Raw genomic sequence first — 23269 nt, 5'->3', positions numbered from 1 at the left:
GGTCATTACGACCGCGATCCTGATCGATCGATCCGGCAAGGAGACGAGGGCTTCCTCGTCGATCATTTCGATAGATTTTCTCGCGAGGATGTCGTTAGTGAGCTGGTTGTATAAAGCGGCATGAAAATATTTGCTTTCGCCCAACGCCGATCGCTAGTTCATTCGGGCATGCCTAAAAGGTTTGCACGACAACCTTTCGGGCTAGGGTATTAGGCCCAATTGACGCACTCGGCTGAAAGCTTCTTGCGGTTGTTAAGTTAACCCAGTCCCCAACAACGTTGGTAACATAGGCCTGCGTCTCTTTGATCTTGGGCACAAGGCCGTCCCGCACACGGCCGGGTCCAGCGTTGTACGCGGCTAACGCAAGCTCAACGCTGCGAAATTTGTCCAGCTGCTGCCGCAGGTATCGCGCTCCCCCACGCATGTTCTGCTGAGGGTCAAAGCGATTTACACCAAGCCAGGAGGCGGTGCCGGGCATTAGCTGCGCAAAGCCAAACGCGTTTTTGGATGAAACAGCGAGTGGGTTGTAACGGCTTTCCCGAATGATCATCGCGTCGAAGAGACCCGTCGGAATGCCGTGCTCGCATGCGATCGAGCTCATCATGCCGTAGTAGGCTGCGCGTCGACCTTCGGCTTCTTGGGACAAGAAGCCTGAGGGCCGGTAAGCCAGCGGCGCGCAGCCTGGAACGAAAGCGGGCGCGGCGACTGTCTGGATGTTTGCTCGCATCCAGCCAGGCACCGCGATCGATGATGAAGTCGGGATCGCAGCAAACGTGGGCTGAGACAGAGGAGAGGCTTCTACGAGGCCCGCCAGCTCGCGCTTCATACGAAACTCGACGTACCGTCGACTGAGATCGTGAACGGCGAACTCGGCAGGAAGGGTCGCATCTACCCCGACGTCCGATGTGGGAGCCGCGACGGCTTCGCTGTCCACGGTCGGTAAAGCAGTCATCGAGATCAACTCGATACGTCTGGACGGCTGCTGCCGGTTCGCAGCCTGCGCTGTGCCCGTCAGCACCACACTTATTAGGGCTGCTCGAACGATCGCTCGCCGCACATTAAACTCCTGGAATCGCCGCTTCAGAGGAATGGGCAGGAGCTAATCGGGCTTGTCAAGCTGGCCACTCGAGCCGAAACTGCTCTTTAAACCGCGCCGGAAGGTCTCTTCGAGCATGTGGTTGATCCATCGCGACACTGACGGACAGGGCCCTAATCGCATTCCACTTCCGCCTCAACTCCGCGAGGCGTTGGTGCGATGGTATGTGGGCGCGGGGTCGTTCCATGATGAGCAGGCCGGGATCACGCTGGTCCAGAACGCACGTATCGGCCATCGATGGATCGCTTGCAGCTGCCTCGGCGCGGACAAGCGCCCACCTATCCTCACGCCTGCGTTCCTGTCGGAGGCCGAAACCTACTATCTGCGGCGCCTGACGAGCGAGAAGCGGCCGGAGCATCGCCCGGAGTGCCCTTTTTTTCGCGACCAGGTCACCAACCGCATCACGGAGGTGCGCTCCCACAACACACCGACGGATCCACCGGCGGGGTTCTTCGAGGTGCTCCGGCCGGCGCCGGAGAAGCTTTCTCAGCGTCCCGAGGAGGACAGCGACGACGACCGGACACGCAACGCCTCGACCCCTCGGCTTGCTCGTCTCCTCTGGCGGCTGATGGACACCGCCGGCTCGAACAGCGTGCCTCCGCTAGGCGCTGGCCCGGACTGGTCGATCAAGGAAGGGTTTGCCGCCATCCTGCGTGCCGCTGGCAAGATCGAGATTGCGCCAGGAATCGAGCTGGCGCGGGCGCTCTGGACCCACGCCCGGCCGCTCGAGGCTAATGTCGTCTATGCGACGCTGCGTAGCCTCGCGCCGAACTGGCCCAAGGCGCACGCACCGCAAGGTTTCGTGCTCCTCTACGCGCCGGCCGTCCAAGGTCACGAGATCCACGTCCCAGACGGATTACCGGTCCACATCGCAAACCGCGTCCAGTCGCCCTCCATCCGCGGCAACCGCATCAGCGGGCCCTTCCTCGTCCTGGTTGTCGCCGGCGAATACCCGGAGGCGCATGGCTACGCCCCGCTGCGCGCCTACGCGCAGCCGATCTACAGCGGGCGCCTGTTCGTACCCGTCGAGTCCGACTTCGAGCGGAAGGTTCTCAAGCGGATCCTCGAGACGCAGCGGATGCTCCGCGGCAAGGGCATCGACCTCGCGATCGGCAAGCCGCTCTTCGATACGATGACGCCCGACGGCCCATGTCGGCCTGACTTTTTGCTTGAAGGTCGATCGCGGGTGACGGGCGAGTTGCGCACGATCGTGGTGGAGGCAATGGGCTTCGACACCGACGATTATCACGCCGCCAAGGCAATCACGCATCCACGAATGCGCCATATCGGCGAACTGCTAAGCCTCACACCCGCTGACATTGAGCATGAGGCAGCGCCTGCCCGGATCGCCGCGGCGCTCGCGCTTTAGCGGATTAGGACCAGCTCATGGTCGCGGCAAAGGAGCCGACGATGCCGAGCGTCACCGGGGTCGACAACAGATACAGCTTCTGCCAGCGCCACCAAACCTTCGGCAGAAGAAGAACCGCTCCGCGAACAGTACGGGCATCCTGCCAGATCTTGTCTTTCCAGAGCCCTTGCAAGGTCACAGTGACCGAAAGCGCCATCGCGATGGCGCAGCAGATGCCGGCCGCCAGGTAGATTGCGATCCAATTGGCAATCTCGATGGCCGAAAACTGCGACATCCACACCTCTTTTGGAAGCGCGTGTCGACAAACAGGCGCCGATCGATTCTAGTTCCAAGGCAACTTACGAGCGCAGGTTTTAGCACCCGGTAAACGGACCGGCACTAAGTAGCACCCCATTCTACAGGGGTAGAGATGGAGCGGAGAGGGAGGGAAGGAGCGGGCTGCTCGGGTGGCCTTGTTCTCCCTTCAATACGGGCTGCGTCACCGCCGCCCAGGCACGGGGTCCCTCCACCATGCAACGTATCGTGCTTGTCATCCGCGACCGTGGCCGAAAGAACATTGTCGCCTTCCATCCTACCGAACAGGCCGCACGCGAGGCGCTTGCGGACTACGTCCGTGAGCGAACGCCTGGTGCATCGGACAGCGAAAACGACGCTGAGCTGATCGCAGCCTATTTTGCTGACGATTCCGTCGCGCTCTACACCATCGCCGGCGTCCCCGCCGCGAAGTGCTGATGGAGGCAAGCCATGGCCATCATTGCCAACCGTCCGTCGCAGAAGCTGGTGGATCTCGTCGGGGCGCTCGGAGGATCCTGGCACGGTAACGTGGCAACCTGCCGCTGCCCTGCGCACGCTGATGGTACACCCAGCCTCTCGCTCCGACAGGGCGATCGCGGGCTGCTCGTCACCTGCTTCGCGGGTTGCGACCCCATCGACGTCCTGCGCGAGCTCGACCGTATCCCGTTGGGCCGACGCTATGAGCCGCCGGAGGCGCCGCGCGCAGCCGGCACTGCCAACATCGAACGGCTCTGGAGTGAGGCGCGACCTGTGCCCGGGACATGCGCTGAGCGCTACCTCGCCTCACGATTCCTTCTGCCGCTACCCACCGACGTGCGATTTCACGCAAGGTGCCCGCTCGGCCCCAAGCCCCGCACGGTGTTCAAGCCCGCCCTCCTCGTGGCGGTCCGCGAGGCACAGCGCCTGGTCGCTTTCCAACGAATCTTCCTTGATCGGGGTAGTGCGGCTTACACCGAGAAGGCGACGCTCGGGACGCTCGGCTCTGGGGCGTGGCGAGGGGGCGGGCTGGCTCCGACCATCGGCCTCGCCGAGGGCTTCGAGACCGCCCGCGCCTGGTCGCTGCTGCGCGGGCTGCCGTGTTGGGCGTCGCTCGGCTCGCGCCGGCTCGACGTGCTGACGATTCCGTCCACGGTGACGAAGCTCATCCTCGCAGGCGACAACGACCTGGCCGGGCTGCGCGCCGTCGCGCGTAGCGCCGCGCGCTATGCGACCGACGAGCGTGTGGTCGAGGCGGACTTTCCGCCTGCGCCATTCAACGACTGGGCCGAGGCGCTCGAGGCGAAGGAGAGGGAAGGGGGAGGAAGGCGGTGAGCTGCCGGATGGCAGCCTGACCAAGGGAGCCTTCCATGTCCGACCTTCTCGATCTGCCGCCGGTGACCGACCGACCGGCCGCGCTGACGATCGCCGAGCTGCTCGCCGGCGAAATGCCGATTACGCGGCGAGACCTCAACAGCGCCATGACTACGGCCTTTGGCGGAACCGACGCGGATGGCCGCTGGACCCAGCGCGCCAGCTTCGAGATGCTCGAGCATGCGCTCGCGCTGCACGTTGCGCGCCAGCCGTACCCGCTCGCGACCCTCGCCGGCGTGCCGCATGCCGCAGCTCTGATGGAGCGGCTGCCGACGCAGACGGTCCGCAGCGAGGAGCAGATCGAGCTTCAGCAATTTTCGACTCCGATCGATATCGGCGCGCTCGCGGCAGTGATGGCGGCGATCGGGCCGGACGACATCGTGCTCGAGCCGAGCGCGGGTAACGGGCTGCTCGCGGTGCAGGTGCCGCATCACGCCGGGCTGCAGCTCAACGAGATCGATCCCAAGCGCCGCGAACGGCTGGCAAGCGTCTTCACCAACGCCATCATCACCGGCCACGACGGCGCCGCCCTTGTCAGCCTGCACGCTGCGCTGGAGCGCCCAACCGTCGTGCTGATGAACCCTCCGTTCTCGCGAAGCGTCGGCCGCGGCGCCGACAATCTGGCCGCGCTGCGGCATCTGCAGGCCGCGATCCGCCGTGTCGCGAAGGGCGGCCGCATCGTCGCGATCATGCCGGACTGGTTCGCACCGAGCGCCCAGCTCGAGGCCGCCTATGAGGCGGTGCTCACAGGCTGCACGGTGCGCACCTCGCTCCGCCTCGAGAGCTGCTATCGCAAGCACGGCACCGACATCGCGGTCAGGCTCTACGTCATCGACAAGGTCGCGGGCGGGACGTCGCACACGGTGATCCAGCGCCGAGGTGTTCTGGACTTCCTCGACGCGATCACCGTGCCTGCCCGAGCCGAGCTCGTGATCGATGCGGCCGTGGCGAATTCGGCGCCGGCCGTCGTCACCCTATTCGGCGCCGCCCGCGCAGCGACGCCAGCTGTTGCGCGCACCTACCATGCTCCCGTCCGAAACGCGGTACTGCCGGTCGGCTATACGACACTGCCCGCGCCGGCGCCGTTGGCCGATCAGGTCGGTGTCTATCTGCCGTATCGGCCGAGCCGGATCGGCTTCGAAGCGGCCGGAGAGCACCCAACGGCGCTGGTTGAATCCGTAGCGATGGGCTCGATCCCGGCGCCGATCCCGGCCCATATCCCTCACCTGCCAGAGCGCACCGTCTCCGACCGTCTATTGTCCTCCTCGCAACTCGAGACGGTGATCTACGCCGGACATGCCTGGAACCAGTTGCTGCCGGGCACCTTCAAGCCAGCCAAGGAGGGCGTCGGCCTCACCATCGACGAGGAGGGCCGCCGCTACCGAAAGGGCTTCTTCCTCGGCGACGGCACCGGCGCCGGCAAGGGACGCCAGGTCGCCGCCTGCATCCTCGACAACTGGCTGCAGGGCCGGCGTCGCCACATCTGGGTGACGAAGAACGAGCCTCTGCTTGAAGATGCGCGACGGGACTGGTCGGCGCTCGGCGGTCTGGCCGGGGACGTGCAGCCGGTCTCCAACTGGAAGATCGACGAGCCGATCCGTCTCCTCGAAGGCGTGCTGTTCGTCACCTACCCGACGCTGCGCTCGATGCGCACCGACAACAGCCGGCTGCAGCAGATTTTCGACTGGGCCGGACCCGACTTCGACGGCGTCATCGCCTTCGACGAGGCGCACGAGATGGGTGGCGTGGCAGGCGGCGAGGGCGCGCTCGGCAAGAAGGACGGCTCGCAGCAGGGCATCTGTGGCGTCCTCCTGCAGAACCACCTTCCCGACGCGCGCGTGCTCTACGCCTCTGCGACAGGCGCCTCGGACGTCAACAACCTCGCGTACGCAGTGCGGCTTGGCCTGTGGGGACCGGAGACGGCGTTCGCCAATCGCGAAGCGTTCATCTCCGAGATCCGCAAAGGCGGGATCGCCGCGATGGAGCTGGTCGCGCGCGACCTCAAGGCGCTCGGGCTCTACACCGCGCGCGCGCTCAGCTTTGCCGGCGTCGAGTATGACGTGCTGAAGCACGAACTGACGCCCCAGCAGATCGAGATCTACGACACCTATGCGAACGCGTGGAGCGTGATCCTTCAGAACATGGAGGAGGCGCTGAAGCTCACCGACGTCGTCGACGCGGTCGAGGGCGGCACGCTGAACAGCGGCGCCAAGGCGGCCGCGCGCTCGCGGCTGGAATCGTGCAAGCAGCGCTTCTTCGGCCAGGTGCTACTCGCGATGAAGCTGCCGACGGTCATCGCCGCGATCGAACAGCACCTGAAGGCCGACCAGTCGGTCGTGCTGCAGCTGGTGACGACGGCCGAGGCGATCCTTGATCGCCGGCTGGGCCAGATGTCGGCCGAGGAGCGCGCCGATCCGACGATCGACCTGTCACCCACCGAGTATATCGCCGACTACCTCCAGCGTGCGTTCCCCACGCGCCAGATGGAGACCTACAGCGACGACACCGGAGCCGTGCGTTCGCGCCCGATGACCGACGAGGCGGGTCACCCGGTCTACAATCCGGACGCGATCGCCGCGCGCGACGCCATGCTCGAGCACATCTGCGGCCTGCCTCCGATCAAGTCGGCGCTTGACGCGCTGATCGAGCATTTCGGCACCGACGACGTCGCCGAGGTGACCGGTCGCTCCAAGCGGCTCGTGCCGACCTCAGACGGGCGCCAGAAGGTCGAGACGCGCTCAGGCCGCTCCAGCCAGGTCGAGGCTGCAGCGTTCATGGCCGGCACGAAGCGCGTCCTGGTCTTCTCGGACGCCGGCGGGACCGGGCGCTCGTACCACGCCAGCCTCGACGCCAAGAACCAGCAGCAGCGCGTCCACTTCCTGCTCGAGCCGGGCTGGCGCGCCGATCGCGCGATTCAGGGGCTCGGCCGTACCCACCGCACCCATCAAGCCTCCACGCCGCTGTTCCGGCCCGTGACCACCGACTGCAAGGGCGAGCTGCGCTTCACCTCGACGATCGCCCGCCGGCTCGACAGCTTGGGGGCACTGACGCGCGGACAGCGGCAGACCGGCGGGCAGAATTTGTTCGATCCGGCCGACAATCTCGAGAGCGAGTACGCCAAGGACGCGCTCGTCACCTGGTTCAACCTGCTCGATCAGGGGAAGCTCACCAGCACTACGATGGACGACTTCTGCGCGCGCACGGGGCTCGAGCTCTACGACAACGACGGTAACCTGAAGGAGGAGCTGCCCCCCATTCAGCGCTGGCTTAACCGCCTGCTCGCACTGCCGATCGGGCTGCAGAACGTCATCTTCGACGAGTTCCTGTCGTTGGTCGAGACCCGGGTCGCCGCGGCGCGCAAGGCGGGCACGCTCGACGTCGGCGTCGAGACAATCACGGCTGATACCGCAACCGTGGTCGACGACACGCTGCTGCGCACCGATCCGCTATCGGGCGCGACGTCGCACCTGCTCACCATCGAGATCGCGCGCAAGAAGACGCCGATTCCGCTCGACGACATTCTCTATACCGCTCGTTGGGCGCGGGATTCCTCGTTCGTCATGAACGCCCGCTCGGGCGAGGTCGCGCTGCAGCTGCGCGCGCGGCCGTGGATGGATCAGCAGGGGGAAGCGATCCCCCGGCTCGAGCTGCAGCGACCGTGCCGACGGGAGTATATCGGGGAGGCGGACCTGCTCGAGTCCGCCTGGGACAAGATCGACCGCGCCATGTTCGAGGCGAAATGGGCCGAGGAGGTCGCGGAGCTCGCCGGCCAGACCGAGATCGAGACGATCCGGCTGGCGACGGGCCTGCTCTTGCCAATCTGGTCGGCGCTGCCGTCAGACCACCTCGCGGTGAACCGCATCGTCGACGCGCAGGGCAACTCTTGGCTCGGCCGCCTCGTGTTCGACCAGCACGTCGCGCAGCTCTACACCAAGCTCGGCATCGCCAAGAGTGAGGACCTGCCGGTCGACGCCATCGCACACTCGGTCATGTCGGGTCGCAGCGTCGACGTGACCCGGCCTTTCGCGATGACGATCCGGCGCTCGTTCGTGAATGGCACCCAGCGCATCGAGATTGAGCACGCACCGGCGCAGCAGCTCGCCTATCTGAAGTCGATCGGCTGTTTCACCGAGATCATCGCCTACCGCACGCGAGTCTTCGTGCCGTTCAGCGAGGCAAACGCAATGCTCGAGCGGCTGCTGAAGATGGCATGAGACGCCTTCCACCGCTTACTTCGCAAGGCGATGGAAAGCGTGCTTCCGCGAACTCAATCAGGAGGTTAGCCTCGCAGGATGGACGAGAACGATGCGATCACGGCGTTACAGGAACTGGCGTTCCCCTACGAAACACGTCGCTTCCAGGAGGTGTTTGAGAAGGGCCTGAAAATGGCGCACTACACCACCGCCGAGAATGCTGCGCTAATCCTCAAAAACAAGACGCTCTGGCTCCGCAACGCGCAGTTGATGAACGACTTTTCGGAGGTTGCATACGGCACCGCTTGCTTAATTGGCGCCCTTCAAATGGGCATCGGGGCACAGCTCGAAACTACGCTCAACAGCGCGCATCCTGGGCTTTGGAATGCGATTGCCGAGTTCATTAACAAGGTCGAATGGCAGTCTCGGACCCAGACCTATTTGACCTCTCTATCGGCGCACGATCCCGAGGACCTACTTGGACGACTCTCGATGTGGCGCGCATATGGTGGCCCCACATCGGGCGTCGCGCTCATCTTCAATACCGAGGTCTTTGAAAACGACACTGGCCAGCTGAACACCTACTCAAGCCCCGTCGCCTACGGAGACGAACATTTCTTGTTCTCGAACCTAAAGGAGGTAGCTGACGGACTGACGGCCAACATAGATACGATAAGGCAGGTCCCGTTCCAGAATGCACAGTCAATCATAACAAACGCGCTTCAGTTCGCCACGCTATCATTCAAGCATCCAGCTTTCGTCGAGGAGCAGGAGTGGCGGGTTATCCACCGGCCGCTTTCAGATCCGTCTCCTTACATTCAGACGAGCATCGAGACCGTTCGCGGCATTCCGCAGATGATATGCAAAGTGCCTTTGGAAGACCAACCAGGTCTGAATATGCCGTGGCTGAACCTCGATAGGCTGCTCGACAGGATCATTATTGGGCCGTGCGTCTACCCAAATCAGGTCGCGTGGGCGTTTCAGGAAATTCTTCGCGGTTTGAACATTGACCCCGCAGGAAAAATCTCAATCGCAGCTATCCCGCTACGGCAGCAAGGATAAGTTCAACAGGTTGTAGCGGACATCGCATTCGCGAACGTCGGCTACTATCGAAACCTTTCAACCCTCGGTTTGTCCGACCGATCAGGCGTCGGTCGTCTCGACTACCTTCGCCTTGGAACGGCGCGGCTTCGGCGCGGGCGCCTCAGGAGCAGCCTCGGCGGCCTTCTGGCCGGGCTTGCGGCCCAGGCCGATCTTCTTCGCCATCGTGCGACGCGCCTCGCTGTAGGTCTCTGCCACCATCGGATAGTCGCGCTTCAGGTTGTAGCGCTCACGATACTCGTCTGGCGTCAGACCATTGGTGGACAGATGGCGGCGCAGCGTCTTGTACGGCTTGCCATCGATCATGCTGATGATGTGGTCCTTGTTCGCGAGCGACTTACGGACCGACACCGCGGGCGTGTATTCCGACTGGGCCGGCTCGGAGGCCGCCTCAGGCGACGCGCTGCTCAGGTTCGCGACGGCATCGTGCATCGTCTTCAGGAACGCCGGCACGTCGTCGGCCGAGGTGCGCGTATTCGGGTTCGACAGCCACGCGATCGTCAGCTCGGTCGCCATTTCGACGGGGTTCGTTTCTTCGGTCATGTTGGATCCCGGTAGTCAGGGGGACGGTCGCGGACGCGACGGCGTTGTCATAGCCCAAGGCGCCTCCGCAGTAACTCTAAACAGTCCGAGAACATGTCACGTTCCGACGCAGCCCCGAGAAATGGAGAGAAGGGGGAGGGGAGCTGGTGTCCGGCAGAACGTCGGATGCTCAGCATAAGGGTGATTTCCCATGATCCAGTCCGTCAAGCTGTCGAAGCTGGTCCTCTCCGACGTCAACGTGCGCAAGCGGCGCGCCGACAAGGCCGAGAGCTTCGCGATCAGCATCGCCGCCAATGGTATCCTGCAGAACCTGATCGTGACGCCGCTCAAGAAGCCGCGCGGCCACTACAGCGTCGTCGCCGGCGAGAGCCGTTACCGCGGACTGATGCTGCTCGCCGAGCGCGGCGAGATCAACGCCGACGAGTATGACGTGCCGGTCAAGCTGATGACGGGCGCCGAGAGCGAGCTGTCCGAGGTGTCGCTGGTCGAGAACTTCCAGCGCGACAACATGAACCCGGCCGACGAGTGCCGTGGCTTCCAGCTCATCCTCTCGCAGGGCGGCGATATCGACGGGCTCGCGCGCCGCTTCGGCGTGACCCGGCGGTTCGTCGAGGGACGCCTGCGGCTCGCCAATCTGGCGGAGCCCATTTTTGACGCGCTCGTCGACGAGAAGATCAGCCTCGAGATGGCCAAGGCGTATGGTACGACCGCCAGCCATGAGCGTCAGCTCAAGGTGTGGAACGCTTACGGCCACAGCAGCTACAACACGCCCGACACCATCCGGCGCACGATCGCCAATGACGATATGCGCTCGAGCGATCCGGTTGCCCTGCTCGTCGGCGCCGACGCGTACGAGGCGGCAGGTGGCGTGATCGAGCGCGAGCTGTTCAGCGACGGCGACGACCGCTGGACCAATCCGGAGATCGTCCAGAGACTCGCGGGCGAGAAGATGGAAGCCGAGGCCAAGCGCATCGGCGACGAGCGCGGCCTCGCCTGGATCCGCCCGGTCGCGTCGAGCAGCACCTACAACGCCGCGCACGGTCTGTACCGTGTCTACCTGCCGACCGAGCCGATGACCGAGGAGCAGGGCGCGCGCGCGGTCGAGATCGAGGCGCTTCTGGCACCGCTGCAGGAGCAGCTCGAGAGCGGCACGCTGACCGACGAGGCGCACATCGAGATCGAGGGCCAGTACGACACGCTCGCGGCGGAACTCGACGCGCTCGAGCATCGGCCGGTCATGATGCCCCCGGAGGTGGCCTCCCGCGTCGGCGCCTTCCTGACGCTGTCGCATACCGGCGAGATGGTGCTCGACGACACCTTCTACAGCGAGACGCCGATCACGGTGACGATGGTGGAGCCGGACGCTGTCGACGACGATGCCGGCGAGCACGAGGGAGCTTCGGCGGACGACAGGGCCGAAGGCGATGCCGAAGACTCCGAGCGTCGTGCGCCGGTCGCGACCTTCCGCATCGAGGAAGGGGCGGGGCACACCATTGGCCGGGGCAACACCACTTCGATCGTCGAGCCCGACCGCGCCGCCCCGGGTGGCAAGCCGATGAGCCAGGTCCTGATGGATCAGCTCGCGATCCAGCGGCGCGACGTGCTCGGTGCCGCGCTGCAGGCCAACCCTGGTCTCGCGCTCGACTACATGATCTTCGTCATGATCGAGGGGCGTAACTACCGCCCCGACGGCAATGGCACGACCATCCGTGCGCCCTTGCCGCAGGATGCGGTGCCTGCGACCGGCGTCCCCGGCTCGCGCGCGCGCGACTACCTCGCAGAGGTCTACGACGGTTTGGACGCGAGCTGGTCCGAGGCGGACAACAAGGTGGCGCGCTTCGAGGCGTTCCGCGTTCTCTCCGACGACACCAAGGCCAAGTGGCTGGCGTGGATCGTGGCCACGTCGTTCGACGCCAAGGAGGGCTACGGCGCGCCCAAGCAGATCCCGCTCCAGAACCGCCTCGCCACGACCCTCGAGGTCGACGTCGCCAGCTGGTGGCGCCCGACATCGGAGAACTTCTTCGACCGCGTGCCCAAGGGCGCGCTGCTGTCGCTGCTCGACGAGGTCGGCGGTCCGTCGCTCACCAGCCGCAACGCAAGCAGCAAGAAGCCGGAGATCTCGGCGTCGTGCCAGAAGCTCTTCGCCGGCGACGCGATCGTCGAGGCCGAGGTGAAGGAGAAGGCGCTTGCCTGGGTGCCGGCTGCGATGCGCTTCAACGACGTCGCCTCCGGCGAGGCACCTGAGGACGATGGGCAGGACGAGCTCGCCGGGCTGATCGGCGACGGCACCGGCGCCGGCGAGGACGACGACCTGGCCGCGCTCATCGGTGAAGACGCCGGCGAGCCCGCTGGTGACGGCACGGCCGATGTTGATGGAGAGAGCAGCGGCACCGGCGACGTCATGCCGCCCGAGCACCAGAACGACGACACCGTCAACGACGTGGTCGCGGCCGAGTAACAGCACACCCGCTGGGCAACCTGCTGCCGGCGCTGCCTCACCGCGGCGCCGGCAGCTTCTTTCCACGTTCATCAAGGAGCCGCGCCATGCCCGCCGGCACCCGCGACATTGCGGCCGCAATTACCGACACCATCATCGCCAAGCTTGAGGCCGGCACCGTGCCGTGGCAACGGCCATGGTCCGTCACCGGGGAGGGTGGGCGACCGCTCCGCCACGAGGGCACGCCGTACCTCGGCATCAACTCCATCTGGCTCTGGGTCATGGCCGACTTTCTCGGCTTCCGGAGCCGCTACTGGATGACCGCGCACCAGGCCGAGGAACTCGGCGGGCGGGTGCGCCGCGACGCGCAGCCCTCCTTCTCGGTCTACAGCTCGACCTTCCGCAAGCGTGGCCAGCCCAACCTTGAGGGGATCATAGCCGACAAGCTGATCCGCTTCCTGCGCTCGTATACCGTCTTCAACGCCGACGAGATCGAGGGCCTGCCGAGCTACTTCTACCCGCGTCCGGCGCCGCCCACACCGACCCTCCTATCGGCGCGACAGGATCGCATCGACGCCTTCTTCGCAGCCATCCCGTCGAAGGTGCGCCGCGGCGGTGATCGCGCCTTCTTCAGCTACACCTTCGATTACATCCAGATGCCGCACGCCGGCAGCTTCAAGTCGGCCGACGCGCACGCCTCCATCCTCGCGCACGAGCATGCCCACTGGACAGGGCATTCGTCGCGGCTGGATCGAACCTTCGGCAAGAAGTTCGGCGACAAGGCGTACTGCGTCGAAGAGCTGGTCGCCGAGCTTACCGGCGCGATGGTCTGCAGCGACCTTGGCCTGCCGTCCGAGATCCATGACAGCCACGCCAACTACGTCGCCGACTGGCTGCGGGTGCTGCGCGCCGACAAGAGCGCGATCTTCGTCGCCGCGACCAAGGCAGAGCAGGCCTTCGCCTATCTGCGCACCTTCTCGGCCGAGGCGACCGACGCGGTGAAGCTCGCGGCATGATCCACGACCATAGGAGAACCCGACATGGGTTGGCTTTCAATGCCTCGCAGCAGCATGGGCGGTCACGCCACGCCCAAGGCCTATCTGAACGACCAATATACTTACTCGCGCGAGCAGGATGGTGGCGGCACGCGCGGTGCGCGCGTCATCGCAAGCGCGTGCCCCGGAAACCGCGCCTGGTATGCCGCTGTCGAGCTGCTCGAGAACGGTGTCGCCACCTCCGTCATCGCCGTGATCTGTGAGGTGCGGTGGACGCCGAACGCCGCGGACGGATACGTCTTAGCCTATAAGGACATGACCGAGAACGCGGGGCCGTGCTCGGACGAATGCCCGGAACGCATCCTTCGCCTTCTGCCGGCAACCGACAACGAGGGGGCGCTGGACTGGCGTCGACGCTGTCTTGCGCGACTGCGCCAGCGCGCGCGGCGGATCGACGACGGCATGCGCGTACGCTTCCCCGTGCCGATCCGCTTCGAGGATGGGCATTCCGGCACCGAGTTCATCGTTGTGAAGCGGGGCAGCCGGATAACCGTTCGGTGCGCCTCGCGCTTCGGCCACTACCGAATCCGCAACTTCCGCGATCTGCCGTGGACCGTCGTGCCGGAGACGAAGGTCCACGCGACAGTCTTCGCGAAGTCGCCCGCATCTGCAATGCCAGCCTGATGGAGCCTGACATGGAAAACGCCCCCTTTTCTCCCTTGCGCTGGCGTCTGTGCAGCGCGCTTCACGCCCGGCGTGTCGCGCAGCGCATGCAGGCCGAGGGCCTCGACGTCGTGCTGCTGCTCACCGGCGACCGGATGCAGCCCTGGCGCGTGATCGAGCGCGCACACGCGCCGATCGACGAGGTGAGCGCATGCGCCTGATCCTCGGCCTCGCACTAATCGCAGCTGCCTGCACCGGTGCGGCACCGCGGTCAGACCAAAGCGGCGCGATCACCGCAGATGGCCGCGCGATCGACGGCGACACCGTCTCGATCGACATCCGCTTGTTCGGCGCCGACGCTTTCGAGAAGCGCCAGATGTGCCGCACGACGTCAGGCTGCTGGCCGTGCGGCAAGGCCGCCCAGGACTATGCCTCCAAGCTGCTCAAGGCGAACCCGGCCACGATCCGGTTGACCGGCAAGCAGAGCTACGGACGGCCGATCGGCACCGTCGAGGTCGGCGGACAGGACCTCGGCGAGACGATGATCGCTGCCGGCCTCGCGGTGCCAGCCACCAGTTACCTCAAGGGCGATCCTGCGCGCGCGCAGCGGTACGTCGCGGCCTTCGAGACGGCGCAGCGCCGCGGACTCGGAGCGCACGCAGGCTACTTCATCGATCCCGCAAAGTGGCGCCACGGCGAGCGCCTGTCGTGTGAGAGGCGAACCTCACGCGGATGAAGGATCATGATTACCCGGTAAGTTCTATAATCCGGTTACTCGGCATCCTCCGGAGTTCGGGATGCGCAGCTGCGGGGAGACAGCGGTGTATCATCCTCGCCTTCCAGCTCGACGTTTAGAAAGAGGGGGGAGGAAGGGCGTCGATCAGGGAGAAGATCATCATGCCCGCCTTCACCTCAACCCCCGCACCTGTTCACACCCTCTGGGACGCACCTCAGACCGCCGAGCAACGCCTGCCCGGTGTATGGTCGGTGACCACCGCCTCGCACGGCGGCTTCGTGCTCTCTGATGAGCGCCAGGCAGCAATGCCGGAGGCGCTGCGGCTCGACAGCATCTACTACGAAGAGGATGTCGATTGGTCGCTGGTGATACTCGGCTTTGAGGCCGAGTTCGCCGCCCTGCGTAAACCGCTGTTCGATCTCGAGCGTGATCTCGCGCGCCAGACTGCGCGGCATTGGCGGCCGCAGCGCTACTCCGCCTTCACCGGCGAGGTGCTGCAACCGAGCGACAGCCACGTGTTGCGCTCGATCGCGTCGTACGAAGCCGCAATCGGCGAGATCGGCGTGCGCGCCGCCTGGGGCGATTGGGCAGACTGGGTGCCAGCCGGCAAGGTCGGCGTCGTCGGGCAGCGGATTACCGGCTGCAGCCATCTTGGCTTCGCCACCTACGACGGCCCCGACTTCAAAGGCCTGTGCGACGCGGCGCGCTACGCTGCGCGCGATCAGGCCAGCACCTTTGCTTCGCTAGGCGTCGAGCTGATCGACTGAGCGCCCGCGGAAAGAGGTTTCCGAAACCGGCAACCTCTTTCCGGCGCCTTAATCGGAGACGAGCGATCCGAGCCCGTAAAGCGCCAGGGCGACCAGCCCCGAGGGGCTGACGACCACGGGGAGGATCCTGAGCCGCGGAGAAGAGGGGGGAGTGAGAGGCGGGCGTGAGGTGTCGCGCCAGGTCCTCTCACATGGAGTCAGGCGTCATGAGCTTCGACGTACCGTTCCGCCACCATCAGGCGATGGATGCAGCTTCGCTACCCACGATCACCGTCACCCTGCAGGCCATGACCAAGGCGCTTGCCGATTGCCGCAACGCCGGTGTCGATCCTGACAGCGATCCCGCCATGGTCCTGCTGGCGCGCCATATGGCGGTTGTCTCGACCAACCGCGCGCCGCGCTCGGTGCTGCTGCATGCCTGCCGGCGCAGGATCGACGCGCTGCGGCGGTTCCCGACGCTGCTCTCCATCGCGATCCGTGGCGTCGCCTACGACCAGGTCGCCAAGGAGCGTTTCCACATGGACGCGCGGGCCGAGCTGGAGAAGCTCGCCGCGGCGCTGCACCTCATCGACGGTAGCTACACCGTCATTTCCTCGCAGGGGACAACGGCCGAGTCCGGCTATGTCATTCTCGCTGCGGCCGACCTCGCCGTCGTCGTTCGGGTCGGTGGGCGGTACGAGGGTCGTGAGGTTGCCTATGGCGCGGTTGTGAACGGCCTCGAGCAGCCCAACCTGCATGCCGCCATGGCCGAGCTGCTGAACACCGGCCGCTTCGCCGAGCGCCTTACGCGCGAGCTGGGCCTCACCGCCCCCGAGCCCGCCGGCACCGTGCCCGCGCTGATCGCCGCCTGAGGAGCACGAACAATGTGGATCCAGGATGCGCTCGCCATCGCGCGGGCCGACCTCGCGCGCATCGCGCGGTACGTTGAGCGGCGTGAGCGCTTTCTCGACGCGCTGGACTGGTCGATGCTGTCGGACGCGCAGGCGCGCCAGTCGGCGATGCTCGACGAGCTGCTCGCCGAAGATTTGGCCGAGGGCCAGAACTACGTCGATTGGCTGGTCGAGCGGATGACCACGCATCTCACCGTCCCGGGCGCGTTGCGCTTTGCGCCTCACCCGCGGCCGTGGCACGCTGAGTGGATCACGCTGGCCGACTAACCCTCGAGGGAGATTGGACGATGAGCCGTCATACCTTCGCCGGAACCGCCGGCGTCTCCGTCGCGATCGGATGGGACCGGCCGCTCGACACCTTCTACGTCCAGGTGTCGCGCCCGGACCCGGAGGACGAGGGCGAGCGAGAGACCTTCGTCTGGGAAGGCACGAGCCCGCGCGAGCTGCCTACCGCGGCCGCGGCGATTGCCGTTGCAGCGTCCCATGCCGAGCTGCCTGCCGATCTCGCCAGCACGCTAGAGACCGATCGGCTGAAGACGCTCGGAAGCTTCGATGGACCCGCGCAGGCGGTCATGAAGCGTCAGCGCTTTGGTCGTGATCTGTAACGGAGGGGGCTACGACATGGATGACCACCGTCAGCCCACATCGCCAAAGGGCGGCTTCGATATCGGACTTCACTGCGCACTGCTTGGCGTGTTTCTCTCAGCGGCGAACTTCATGACATCGCAGTTTGCCGAACTCGGAAACCGCGTTGACGCCGATCCCGCCAGTCCGCTGCAGCAGATAGCCGATTTGCTCAGCGGCAATGTCGTCAAGTCGCTGGCCGTTGTGCTCATCCTCGTAGGCGGGACGCTTTACGCCTCAGGTATGGGATACATCGAGCTAGCTGGACCTTCCGAAGGGGCCGCCCCGCGACCGAAGCTCCTGACTGCTACCCTGCCGATGAACATCGACGCGCGAATGGCAGAGGCACGGATTACCGGGCTCCTCGCCCGCCTCAAGGCTGTGCCTGAAGAGTTGCGTGAGGAAGCCACTATCGAGCTTGAAGGTATCGAACAGCGGCACATGCCTGCGTTGAGCAAGGCTCACCGAAAGGCACGAGCCACGGTCTCCCCCACGTCGCAGCAGGCTGACGAGCTCGACACCGATTACGCGGCTTCGCTCAACCGCTTGAGCACCACTCTTGAGCAGATGCTCGATCGGGCCACAGCGCTTGGACGTGACCGTCTGCAATGGCAGACACTGGTAATCGAAGAACGCTTCCCCACGGCGAGCGTCGAGAAGGATCAGGCGTAGACATCGGCAAGAAGGGGGAGCTCGCGGCTGCCTTGCTCCTTCGCCGTAGGCGCGTGCACGTGGGCTTGCCTGGACAGGAACCCAGAAAGCCACTGCTGGCGCTCATGCGCCATCAGAACCGAGCTGTAGGGGCAATCGGCGACAGTCGATCCCTTCCGACGCGCATGCGCCAGCCCTTCATTATAGGGGTTCTGCATGTTTCTTCCCTGCGACACGCAGGTCCCACCCTGCGTCGACCCGCTTCTCCGGCGGTCGCGCGCCAATAACCAAATTTGGTTAATGATTTAAGACGCGTGGGTGCCAGCAATCGTTCGTCACGCCCTCACCCGCCGGCACGTTGGATAAGGTCCCAGCGGTTGCCGTATCGATCCTCGAACACGACGACGACACCGTAAGCCTCGTACCGCGGATCCTCGACGAAGCGAGCGCCACGCTCCCGATAGATCTGGTAGTCGCGTACCAGGTCGTCGGTCTCGAGGAAGAGGAAGACCCTGCCACCGCTCTGATTGCCGATGGCGTGCCGCTGCCGCTCGTCGGCTGCGCGAGCGAGCAACAGGCCCGTGGAGGCTCCGTGCGGTGCGACCACCACCCACCGCTTGGTCGGGCTCTGTACCGCGTCCTCGCGCAACTCGAAGCCGAGCGTGCCGACATAATAGTCGATTGCGGTGTCGTACTCGTCGACGACGATGGCAACGAGGCTGAGGTGCTGCGGCATGCGCGCCTCCTGCCGCCACACAGATCCTCTGCCAAGCAGAGAGGAGGGGGAGGGGAGTGCCGATCCATGCGGATCGAAGGAGATCTTCCCATGTCCGACATCATCGACCTTGGCGGTGCACCCGCCGAAGAGGACTGCGCCCAGCTGGGCCACACGCCCGACTTCGAGGCGGTGAATGCCTATGAGGTGTTCGCCTATAAGCTCGCGATCATCGCTCGCTACGGCCAGCCGCCCGCAGGCTGCCGCCTCAAGCCGCTCGCCAATCGTCACGACTTCGGCGTGTACCGCACGTTGTCGCTCCGCATCGACGACGAGGAGGACGAGGCTGTCCAGGCCTATGCCGAGGCCGTGGAAGAAGGGTTGGCACGCTGGCTCGACGGCGGTTTCGCCCCGCCCATCAGTTACGAGGGCAGCGTCGCCACGATCCATCGGCCCGATGTCACCGAGCTGGTGATCGGCGCGCTGCAGACGACGAGACCAAGCCCGGATGGATCGTTCCCGGTCGCGGACTTCGAGGCGCTGCACACCAATCTCGCGACCGCCTTCCCCGACGAAGCGGCGATCGCGCGCGCGCGTCTGGCGACCACCTGATCCACCTGCTCGCGCCCGGGCGCGTCGACCAGCGAGGCCACCATGCCGGATACCGCCTTCAACCCCGCCGATGCCGCAACCTGGTTGGCACGCGGCCGCAAGCCTGCCCACGCCGAAGCGCTCGCCAAGGCGTGGCGCGACTATCCTGACCTGCCACCCAGCGCGCCGCTCGCCGATCGCCACGCCCGCAGCCGCGCGCGTGTGATCGCGACGCGCCCCGTCTTTGAGGAAATGCGCGTCGAGGCCGAAGCCGAGCGCCATGCCACGAACTTCGCCTTCACCGAGAACGAGGCACGCGAGGGCAAGGCGAACGAAGGCGAGCTTGCCATCCTCAACGGCCGCGATCGGTATGGCTACGACTGGGACGTCGCCAACCGCTATGCCGATGGCTGGTACGCGGCGCACGTAGGTTGGCCGCACCACTACCCGGACGGGATCCCGTGCAATGCGCCGCTCGAGACCCGCCGTGCGGCCTACGACCAGGGCTTCACGGATGGGGGTGGCGACCGCACCGACCTGTTCGACGCGGCGCGGCGCGCGAACCTGGCGCTGCACCGTCAGGGCAACATGCCGGCTAGCGTCGTTGCTGTCGCGCCCGCGCGGCCGTTGCCCAGCAGCTGGCCGAAGCCCGGTGATGAAGCACGACCGGCCCGCTGGTCGCGCCGTCTCGCCATCCTCAGCGATAGCGACCTCGCTGGCGGAGATCCGGCGCGCGCCAAGTGGGATTTCCTGCGGATCGTGCGTGATCGGCCCGGCGCCGAAGCCATGACGCTCCTTATCCTGACAGATCGCGGCTTCGTTCACGCCGGCGACTACACGCCGAGCGCGAGCTCAGGCGGTCGCCGGCAGGTTACCGGCGCCGCCCTGCGCCAGCAGCTGGTGGAAGTGCTGTCCGGGCGCGAGATCGACGACATCCTGGTGGCGCTTCAGGACGACGAGCTGCGGCTGCTCGACGGTATCGCGAGCGCACTGCCGCTATGCCGGACGATGGAGCGGACGCGGAACACCAAGCTGCAGCAGCGTACCCACCTGCGCACATGGCTCGATCGCGGCTATGGCGACGACGAGAACATGGCCGCGGGCCATATCCGCTGGGGCAAGCTGATCCAGGGCTTGGTCGGCAAGCTCGGCGAGTTCACCGTGCGGCACGTCGGGCCAGCCCCCGTGCGCGGGCAACTGATCCGGGTCGAGGTCGGCAACGGGCAACTCGCAACCGGCTACGCCGATGCCGACGGCACGCCAATCGCGTCCGAGATCATCGTCTCGAGCAAGGCCAAGCTACGGTCGGAGATGGCGGCGACGCTGCGGCGTTTTGGGGCCGCCACGACGATGATGGCAGCTTCGGCTCGGCACGCGGCGTAGCCGCACTGATCCGAGCCGCGAAAGAGGAGAGGGGAGGGGAGCGGGCACGCCGGAATGAGCCGGCGAGGAGCCACCTAATGCCCCAGTCCGTGCCCGCGTCAGCCAATCACCCCGTACGCCCGATCCTCTGGACGTTCGGCGAAGGTCCGACCTTCCCGGGCTACACCGACGACACCCGTTGGAACGGCTTCCTCAACGTGTCGGTCGGCATGGCGACATGGCCCTACGTTCTGCGGACGCTCATCGCCGGCGCCGACGGCGATGCCGAGACGATCGCGGCATATCGCGAAATGGCGGGCGACAGCATGGTCTCGCTGGCCGACCGTTTCACCACCGAGGCCGTGGACCGGAACTGGCCGTGGCAATTTCCGGACTATCCAGTCGCGACCATGATGCCGATCCCGGAGCGCTGGTCGGAAATGAGCTGGCACCATGACACTGCGCCCAGCTTCGGCCCGTGCGTGGGACCGATGGGCGAGGCCGCGCAGGTCTGGGTCGACTATGCCGACCCGTCGAAGCGGGAGTTTCCGGAAGCGCCGCGGTTCAGCTTCAACCGGCGCGATGCCGTGGGCGAGCTGACCACCATCTACGCCGGCGCCGACTGGGACGAGGTGCTGGCGTCGGCCGCGGTCGAGGCGCTTGCGTGCGCCTTCGCGCGCGGGCTCGCTCTCGAGCTTACGCCCGCGCAGTGGCGGGACATGCGGCTGCGTAACCGCGTGGCGCCGAAGGGTACGTGTGCCTCGCACGACTTCGTCGATGCCAACATAGTGATGCTCGCCGCATGGGAGGCCGAGCGGGGCCATCCTCTGCTGCCGACCGCCGAGCCGGTCACGTTCGAGGACGATCTCGAGCGCGTGAACGCGGCGTGGAAGATCGCGACGGCGCACTATCTCACCGCCTCCGATGAGGGCGAGCGGTTCGACGCCTGGCGCCTCACCGCCCGCGACGTCGACGGGCTCGCCGCTGCTGGCGAGGAGCTGGGTAGGGTCGATGGCAGCGACAGCCCGGGACGGATCTACGCGGCCGGCTTCATGGAGCGCGACGGCGAGCGGTGGATCGTGAACGTCAGCAACTCCAGCCAAGCTTTCGACGAGCTCTTCGACGCTGAGGCGCACCTCTGGTGCATCTTCGCGTCTACCGAGAGCCGGCCTGAGGTGCGCCAGCCGCTGCGGTTGCCGCCTCCACCTTCCGCCATCCACTTCACCGTCGACGAGATCACGGTGACCGCGGACGCCATCGATCGTCGGCTGGCGGAGCTGGCCGCGCGGCGGAAGACTGTCTCGGAGCTAGAGTCAGAAGGCCTCTTTCTGGCCGAGAGCGTGCGTCGGCTGAAAGCCGCCAGGGTCAAGCTGACCGAAGCCGCTCAGCCCTGAGCGAGGGAGAGAAGAGGGGAGCAGGTGGTCGCGGGATTGGGCCCGCGAGAAGGAGACCGCCATGCTCCCCGCCTCGATCGCACCCACCGCCGCGCCGAGCGCGGTCGGCACGGTGCAAGAGCTGTTCGCCGACAGCATCACCGACGTGCTGCTCGAGCTTCTCCAGGCAGCGCGCGCGAGCGGCGCTGGCTGCGTCGATGTCGCAGTGATCGGCGCAGCCGGCGACCGGCTGCTACAGCTCAGCGATGACGGCCATGGGCTCGACGAGCCCGGCTCGATCTTCGCTCACCCGCTGCCGCGCTTCGGCATCTTCAGTCTCGCCGGGCGCGACGTAATCGTCCGCTCCTGGTCGCGTGCCGCACATCAAGGTTGGAGCGCGCACATTACCGCCGCGGCTTGGACGGGCAGACGCCTGATCGCGATCTCGCCCGACCCGATTGCTCGCGGCACCTCCATCACCTTCCGCATGCCGGCGATCGCCGAGGACTTGGTCAGGGCCGCGCTGGCCGAGGCCGCGTCGCTCGCCGGCATCGTCGCAACCTTCAATGGTCGAGGGATCTGACATGGAAATGCGACCCCCTCCCGTCGTGCTCGCGTACGGCATCGGCGTGGATAGTACCGCACTTCTCGTCGAGCTGGTCGCGCGCGGGCAGAAGCCCGACCTGGTGTTGAGCGCCGACACCGGGGTCGAGAAGCCGGCGACCTACGCCTACCTCGATGTGATCCGGCCGTGGATGGATGCATACGGCATTCGGCACGAGCTGGTCTCGTACACGCCCAAGCACTTCAAGCACTGGCCGCCCTACTACGGGCTGCTGGAGATGTGCCTGACCAACGCGACACTGCCGAGCAAAAGCCTGGGCGGCTCGAGCTGCAGTCTCAAATACAAGAAGGCGCCGCAGGACGCATTTCTCGCAGGCTGGCAGCCGGCGAAAGACGCCTGGGCGCGTGGCCAGCGCGTCATTCGCCTGATCGGCTATGACGCAGGACCGCGTGACACGCTGCGAGCCAACCACGCGCTGTCGATCGAGGATCCGCTATACGACTGCCGCTCGCCGCTGCGCGAGTGGGGCTGGGACCGGGACGCCTGCGTGGCGCGCATCATCGCCGAGGGCCTGCCGGTGCCCCCGAAGTCGGCGTGCTGGCTGTGCATCGCCAACCGGCCCGAGGAGATCCGCGAGTTGCCGCGCTGGTGCCTGCGCCTCATCGTACTCGTCGAGGCGCGCGCTGCGCCGCGGCTGCACACGGTCGAGGGCCTGTGGCGCCGGTCGACCAAGGCGCGCCCGGGCCGCATGACCGACTTCATCCGCGCCGAGGGCTTGCTGCCGTCGCGCGAGATCGATCGGATTTGGCGCGACGCTCCGCGCGACCTGATCCGCTTCCAGGAGGTCGCTGCCATGGTGCCGGTCGGCGAGCGGCCGACGATGCAGAGTTGGCTCGAGCGCTTCAATGCCGGATTGATGACACGGCAAACGGGAGAGCCGCTCGCCGCGTGAAC

Annotated in this window: 25 protein-coding genes; 20 read left to right on the top strand and 5 right to left on the bottom strand. The window is 65.9% G+C overall.

The window, feature by feature from the left end:
* Nucleotides 1-172: 172 nt before the first annotated feature.
* Nucleotides 173-1057, bottom strand: a complete 885-nt coding sequence (locus tag EV292_RS23240; RefSeq protein ID WP_243693898.1) for a lytic transglycosylase domain-containing protein — start codon at nucleotides 1055-1057, stop codon at nucleotides 173-175.
* A 115-nt stretch (nucleotides 1058-1172) separates the two neighbouring features.
* On the opposite strand from EV292_RS23240, the gene EV292_RS20930 reads away from it, so the two are divergent.
* On the top strand, nucleotides 1173-2465 hold the full coding sequence (locus EV292_RS20930; protein ID WP_132911214.1) for a hypothetical protein: 1293 nt from the start codon (nucleotides 1173-1175) through the stop codon (nucleotides 2463-2465).
* 4 nt (nucleotides 2466-2469) lie between these two features.
* On the opposite strand, the gene EV292_RS20925 is transcribed toward EV292_RS20930, so the two are convergent.
* Nucleotides 2470-2739, bottom strand: a complete 270-nt coding sequence (locus EV292_RS20925; protein WP_132911213.1) for a hypothetical protein — start codon at nucleotides 2737-2739, stop codon at nucleotides 2470-2472.
* 236 nt (nucleotides 2740-2975) lie between these two features.
* Here EV292_RS20925 and EV292_RS20920 point away from each other — a divergent pair, with 236 nt between their 5' ends.
* The 4 genes from EV292_RS20920 to EV292_RS20905 all read left to right on the top strand — a co-directional run bounded on the left by EV292_RS20920 (nucleotide 2976) and on the right by EV292_RS20905 (nucleotide 9364).
* Nucleotides 2976-3197, top strand: coding sequence for a hypothetical protein (locus tag EV292_RS20920; RefSeq protein ID WP_132911212.1), 222 nt, complete (start codon nucleotides 2976-2978; stop codon nucleotides 3195-3197).
* A 12-nt stretch (nucleotides 3198-3209) separates the two neighbouring features.
* Nucleotides 3210-4070 carry a toprim domain-containing protein gene (locus tag EV292_RS20915; RefSeq protein ID WP_132911211.1) on the top strand — a complete coding sequence of 287 codons (861 nt, stop codon included), beginning with the start codon at nucleotides 3210-3212 and terminating at the stop codon, nucleotides 4068-4070.
* Between the two features lie 35 nt (nucleotides 4071-4105).
* Nucleotides 4106-8323, top strand: a complete 4218-nt coding sequence (locus EV292_RS20910; RefSeq protein ID WP_132911210.1) for a strawberry notch-like NTP hydrolase domain-containing protein — start codon at nucleotides 4106-4108, stop codon at nucleotides 8321-8323.
* A 78-nt stretch (nucleotides 8324-8401) separates the two neighbouring features.
* The gene (locus EV292_RS20905) at nucleotides 8402-9364 is read left to right on the top strand and encodes a DUF2971 domain-containing protein (protein ID WP_132911209.1); all 963 of its coding nucleotides are present in this window, start codon (nucleotides 8402-8404) and stop codon (nucleotides 9362-9364) included.
* A gap of 81 nt (nucleotides 9365-9445) precedes the next feature.
* On the opposite strand, the gene EV292_RS20900 is transcribed toward EV292_RS20905, so the two are convergent.
* Nucleotides 9446-9946 carry a MucR family transcriptional regulator gene (locus EV292_RS20900; RefSeq protein WP_132911208.1) on the bottom strand — a complete coding sequence of 167 codons (501 nt, stop codon included), beginning with the start codon at nucleotides 9944-9946 and terminating at the stop codon, nucleotides 9446-9448.
* Between the two features lie 190 nt (nucleotides 9947-10136).
* Here EV292_RS20900 and EV292_RS20895 point away from each other — a divergent pair, with 190 nt between their 5' ends.
* The 10 genes from EV292_RS20895 to EV292_RS20850 all read left to right on the top strand — a co-directional run bounded on the left by EV292_RS20895 (nucleotide 10137) and on the right by EV292_RS20850 (nucleotide 17730).
* On the top strand, nucleotides 10137-12404 hold the full coding sequence (locus tag EV292_RS20895; protein WP_132911207.1) for a ParB/RepB/Spo0J family partition protein: 2268 nt from the start codon (nucleotides 10137-10139) through the stop codon (nucleotides 12402-12404).
* A gap of 86 nt (nucleotides 12405-12490) precedes the next feature.
* On the top strand, nucleotides 12491-13399 hold the full coding sequence (locus EV292_RS20890) for a zincin-like metallopeptidase domain-containing protein (protein ID WP_132911206.1): 909 nt from the start codon (nucleotides 12491-12493) through the stop codon (nucleotides 13397-13399).
* Nucleotides 13400-13423: 24 nt separating this feature from the next.
* The gene (locus EV292_RS20885) at nucleotides 13424-14062 is read left to right on the top strand and encodes a hypothetical protein (RefSeq protein ID WP_132911205.1); all 639 of its coding nucleotides are present in this window, start codon (nucleotides 13424-13426) and stop codon (nucleotides 14060-14062) included.
* Nucleotides 14063-14073: 11 nt separating this feature from the next.
* Complete coding sequence (locus tag EV292_RS20880) at nucleotides 14074-14262, top strand: hypothetical protein (RefSeq protein WP_132911204.1); 189 nt, start codon at nucleotides 14074-14076, stop codon at nucleotides 14260-14262.
* Nucleotides 14253-14777: a thermonuclease family protein gene (locus EV292_RS20875; RefSeq protein WP_132911203.1), complete on the top strand. Its 525-nt coding sequence runs from the start codon at nucleotides 14253-14255 to the stop codon at nucleotides 14775-14777. Before EV292_RS20880 ends, EV292_RS20875 begins: the two co-directional genes overlap by 10 nt.
* A gap of 161 nt (nucleotides 14778-14938) precedes the next feature.
* Nucleotides 14939-15544 (top strand): hypothetical protein, encoded by a 606-nt coding sequence (locus EV292_RS20870; protein WP_132911202.1) that lies wholly within the window; start codon nucleotides 14939-14941, stop codon nucleotides 15542-15544.
* A gap of 206 nt (nucleotides 15545-15750) precedes the next feature.
* Nucleotides 15751-16395, top strand: coding sequence for a hypothetical protein (locus EV292_RS20865; protein ID WP_132911201.1), 645 nt, complete (start codon nucleotides 15751-15753; stop codon nucleotides 16393-16395).
* A gap of 12 nt (nucleotides 16396-16407) precedes the next feature.
* Complete coding sequence (locus EV292_RS20860) at nucleotides 16408-16701, top strand: hypothetical protein (protein WP_132911200.1); 294 nt, start codon at nucleotides 16408-16410, stop codon at nucleotides 16699-16701.
* A gap of 20 nt (nucleotides 16702-16721) precedes the next feature.
* On the top strand, nucleotides 16722-17039 hold the full coding sequence (locus tag EV292_RS20855) for a hypothetical protein (RefSeq protein ID WP_132911199.1): 318 nt from the start codon (nucleotides 16722-16724) through the stop codon (nucleotides 17037-17039).
* Nucleotides 17040-17055: 16 nt separating this feature from the next.
* Nucleotides 17056-17730 (top strand): hypothetical protein, encoded by a 675-nt coding sequence (locus EV292_RS20850; RefSeq protein WP_132911198.1) that lies wholly within the window; start codon nucleotides 17056-17058, stop codon nucleotides 17728-17730.
* Here EV292_RS20850 and EV292_RS20845 read toward each other — a convergent pair.
* Both EV292_RS20845 and EV292_RS20840 read right to left on the bottom strand, forming a co-directional pair.
* Nucleotides 17721-17927, bottom strand: a complete 207-nt coding sequence (locus tag EV292_RS20845) for a hypothetical protein (protein WP_132911197.1) — start codon at nucleotides 17925-17927, stop codon at nucleotides 17721-17723. The genes EV292_RS20850 and EV292_RS20845 overlap by 10 nt on opposite strands.
* Before the next feature lie 125 nt (nucleotides 17928-18052).
* Nucleotides 18053-18445 (bottom strand): VOC family protein, encoded by a 393-nt coding sequence (locus tag EV292_RS20840; protein WP_132911196.1) that lies wholly within the window; start codon nucleotides 18443-18445, stop codon nucleotides 18053-18055.
* A 90-nt stretch (nucleotides 18446-18535) separates the two neighbouring features.
* Between EV292_RS20840 and EV292_RS20835 the strand changes: the two genes are divergently transcribed.
* From EV292_RS20835 to EV292_RS20815, 5 genes are all read left to right on the top strand, one after another.
* Complete coding sequence (locus EV292_RS20835) at nucleotides 18536-19036, top strand: hypothetical protein (RefSeq protein WP_132911195.1); 501 nt, start codon at nucleotides 18536-18538, stop codon at nucleotides 19034-19036.
* 42 nt (nucleotides 19037-19078) lie between these two features.
* On the top strand, nucleotides 19079-20398 hold the full coding sequence (locus EV292_RS20830) for a hypothetical protein (protein ID WP_132911194.1): 1320 nt from the start codon (nucleotides 19079-19081) through the stop codon (nucleotides 20396-20398).
* Between the two features lie 77 nt (nucleotides 20399-20475).
* Nucleotides 20476-21771, top strand: a complete 1296-nt coding sequence (locus EV292_RS20825; protein ID WP_132911193.1) for a hypothetical protein — start codon at nucleotides 20476-20478, stop codon at nucleotides 21769-21771.
* A gap of 112 nt (nucleotides 21772-21883) precedes the next feature.
* Entirely contained in the window at nucleotides 21884-22333 is a 450-nt protein-coding gene (locus EV292_RS20820; protein ID WP_132911192.1) for a hypothetical protein, read from the top strand.
* Nucleotide 22334: 1 nt separating this feature from the next.
* Entirely contained in the window at nucleotides 22335-23267 is a 933-nt protein-coding gene (locus EV292_RS20815) for a hypothetical protein (protein WP_165927219.1), read from the top strand.
* The last annotated feature ends 2 nt before the right edge of the window (nucleotides 23268-23269 follow it).

It is taken from the genome of Sphingomonas sp. BK235, assembly GCF_004345855.1.
In the GTDB taxonomy this organism is placed as follows: Bacteria; Pseudomonadota; Alphaproteobacteria; order Sphingomonadales; family Sphingomonadaceae; genus Sphingomonas.
The sequence above is the reverse complement of the archived record's forward strand: the minus strand, read 5'-3'. Positions and strand labels throughout refer to the sequence as shown.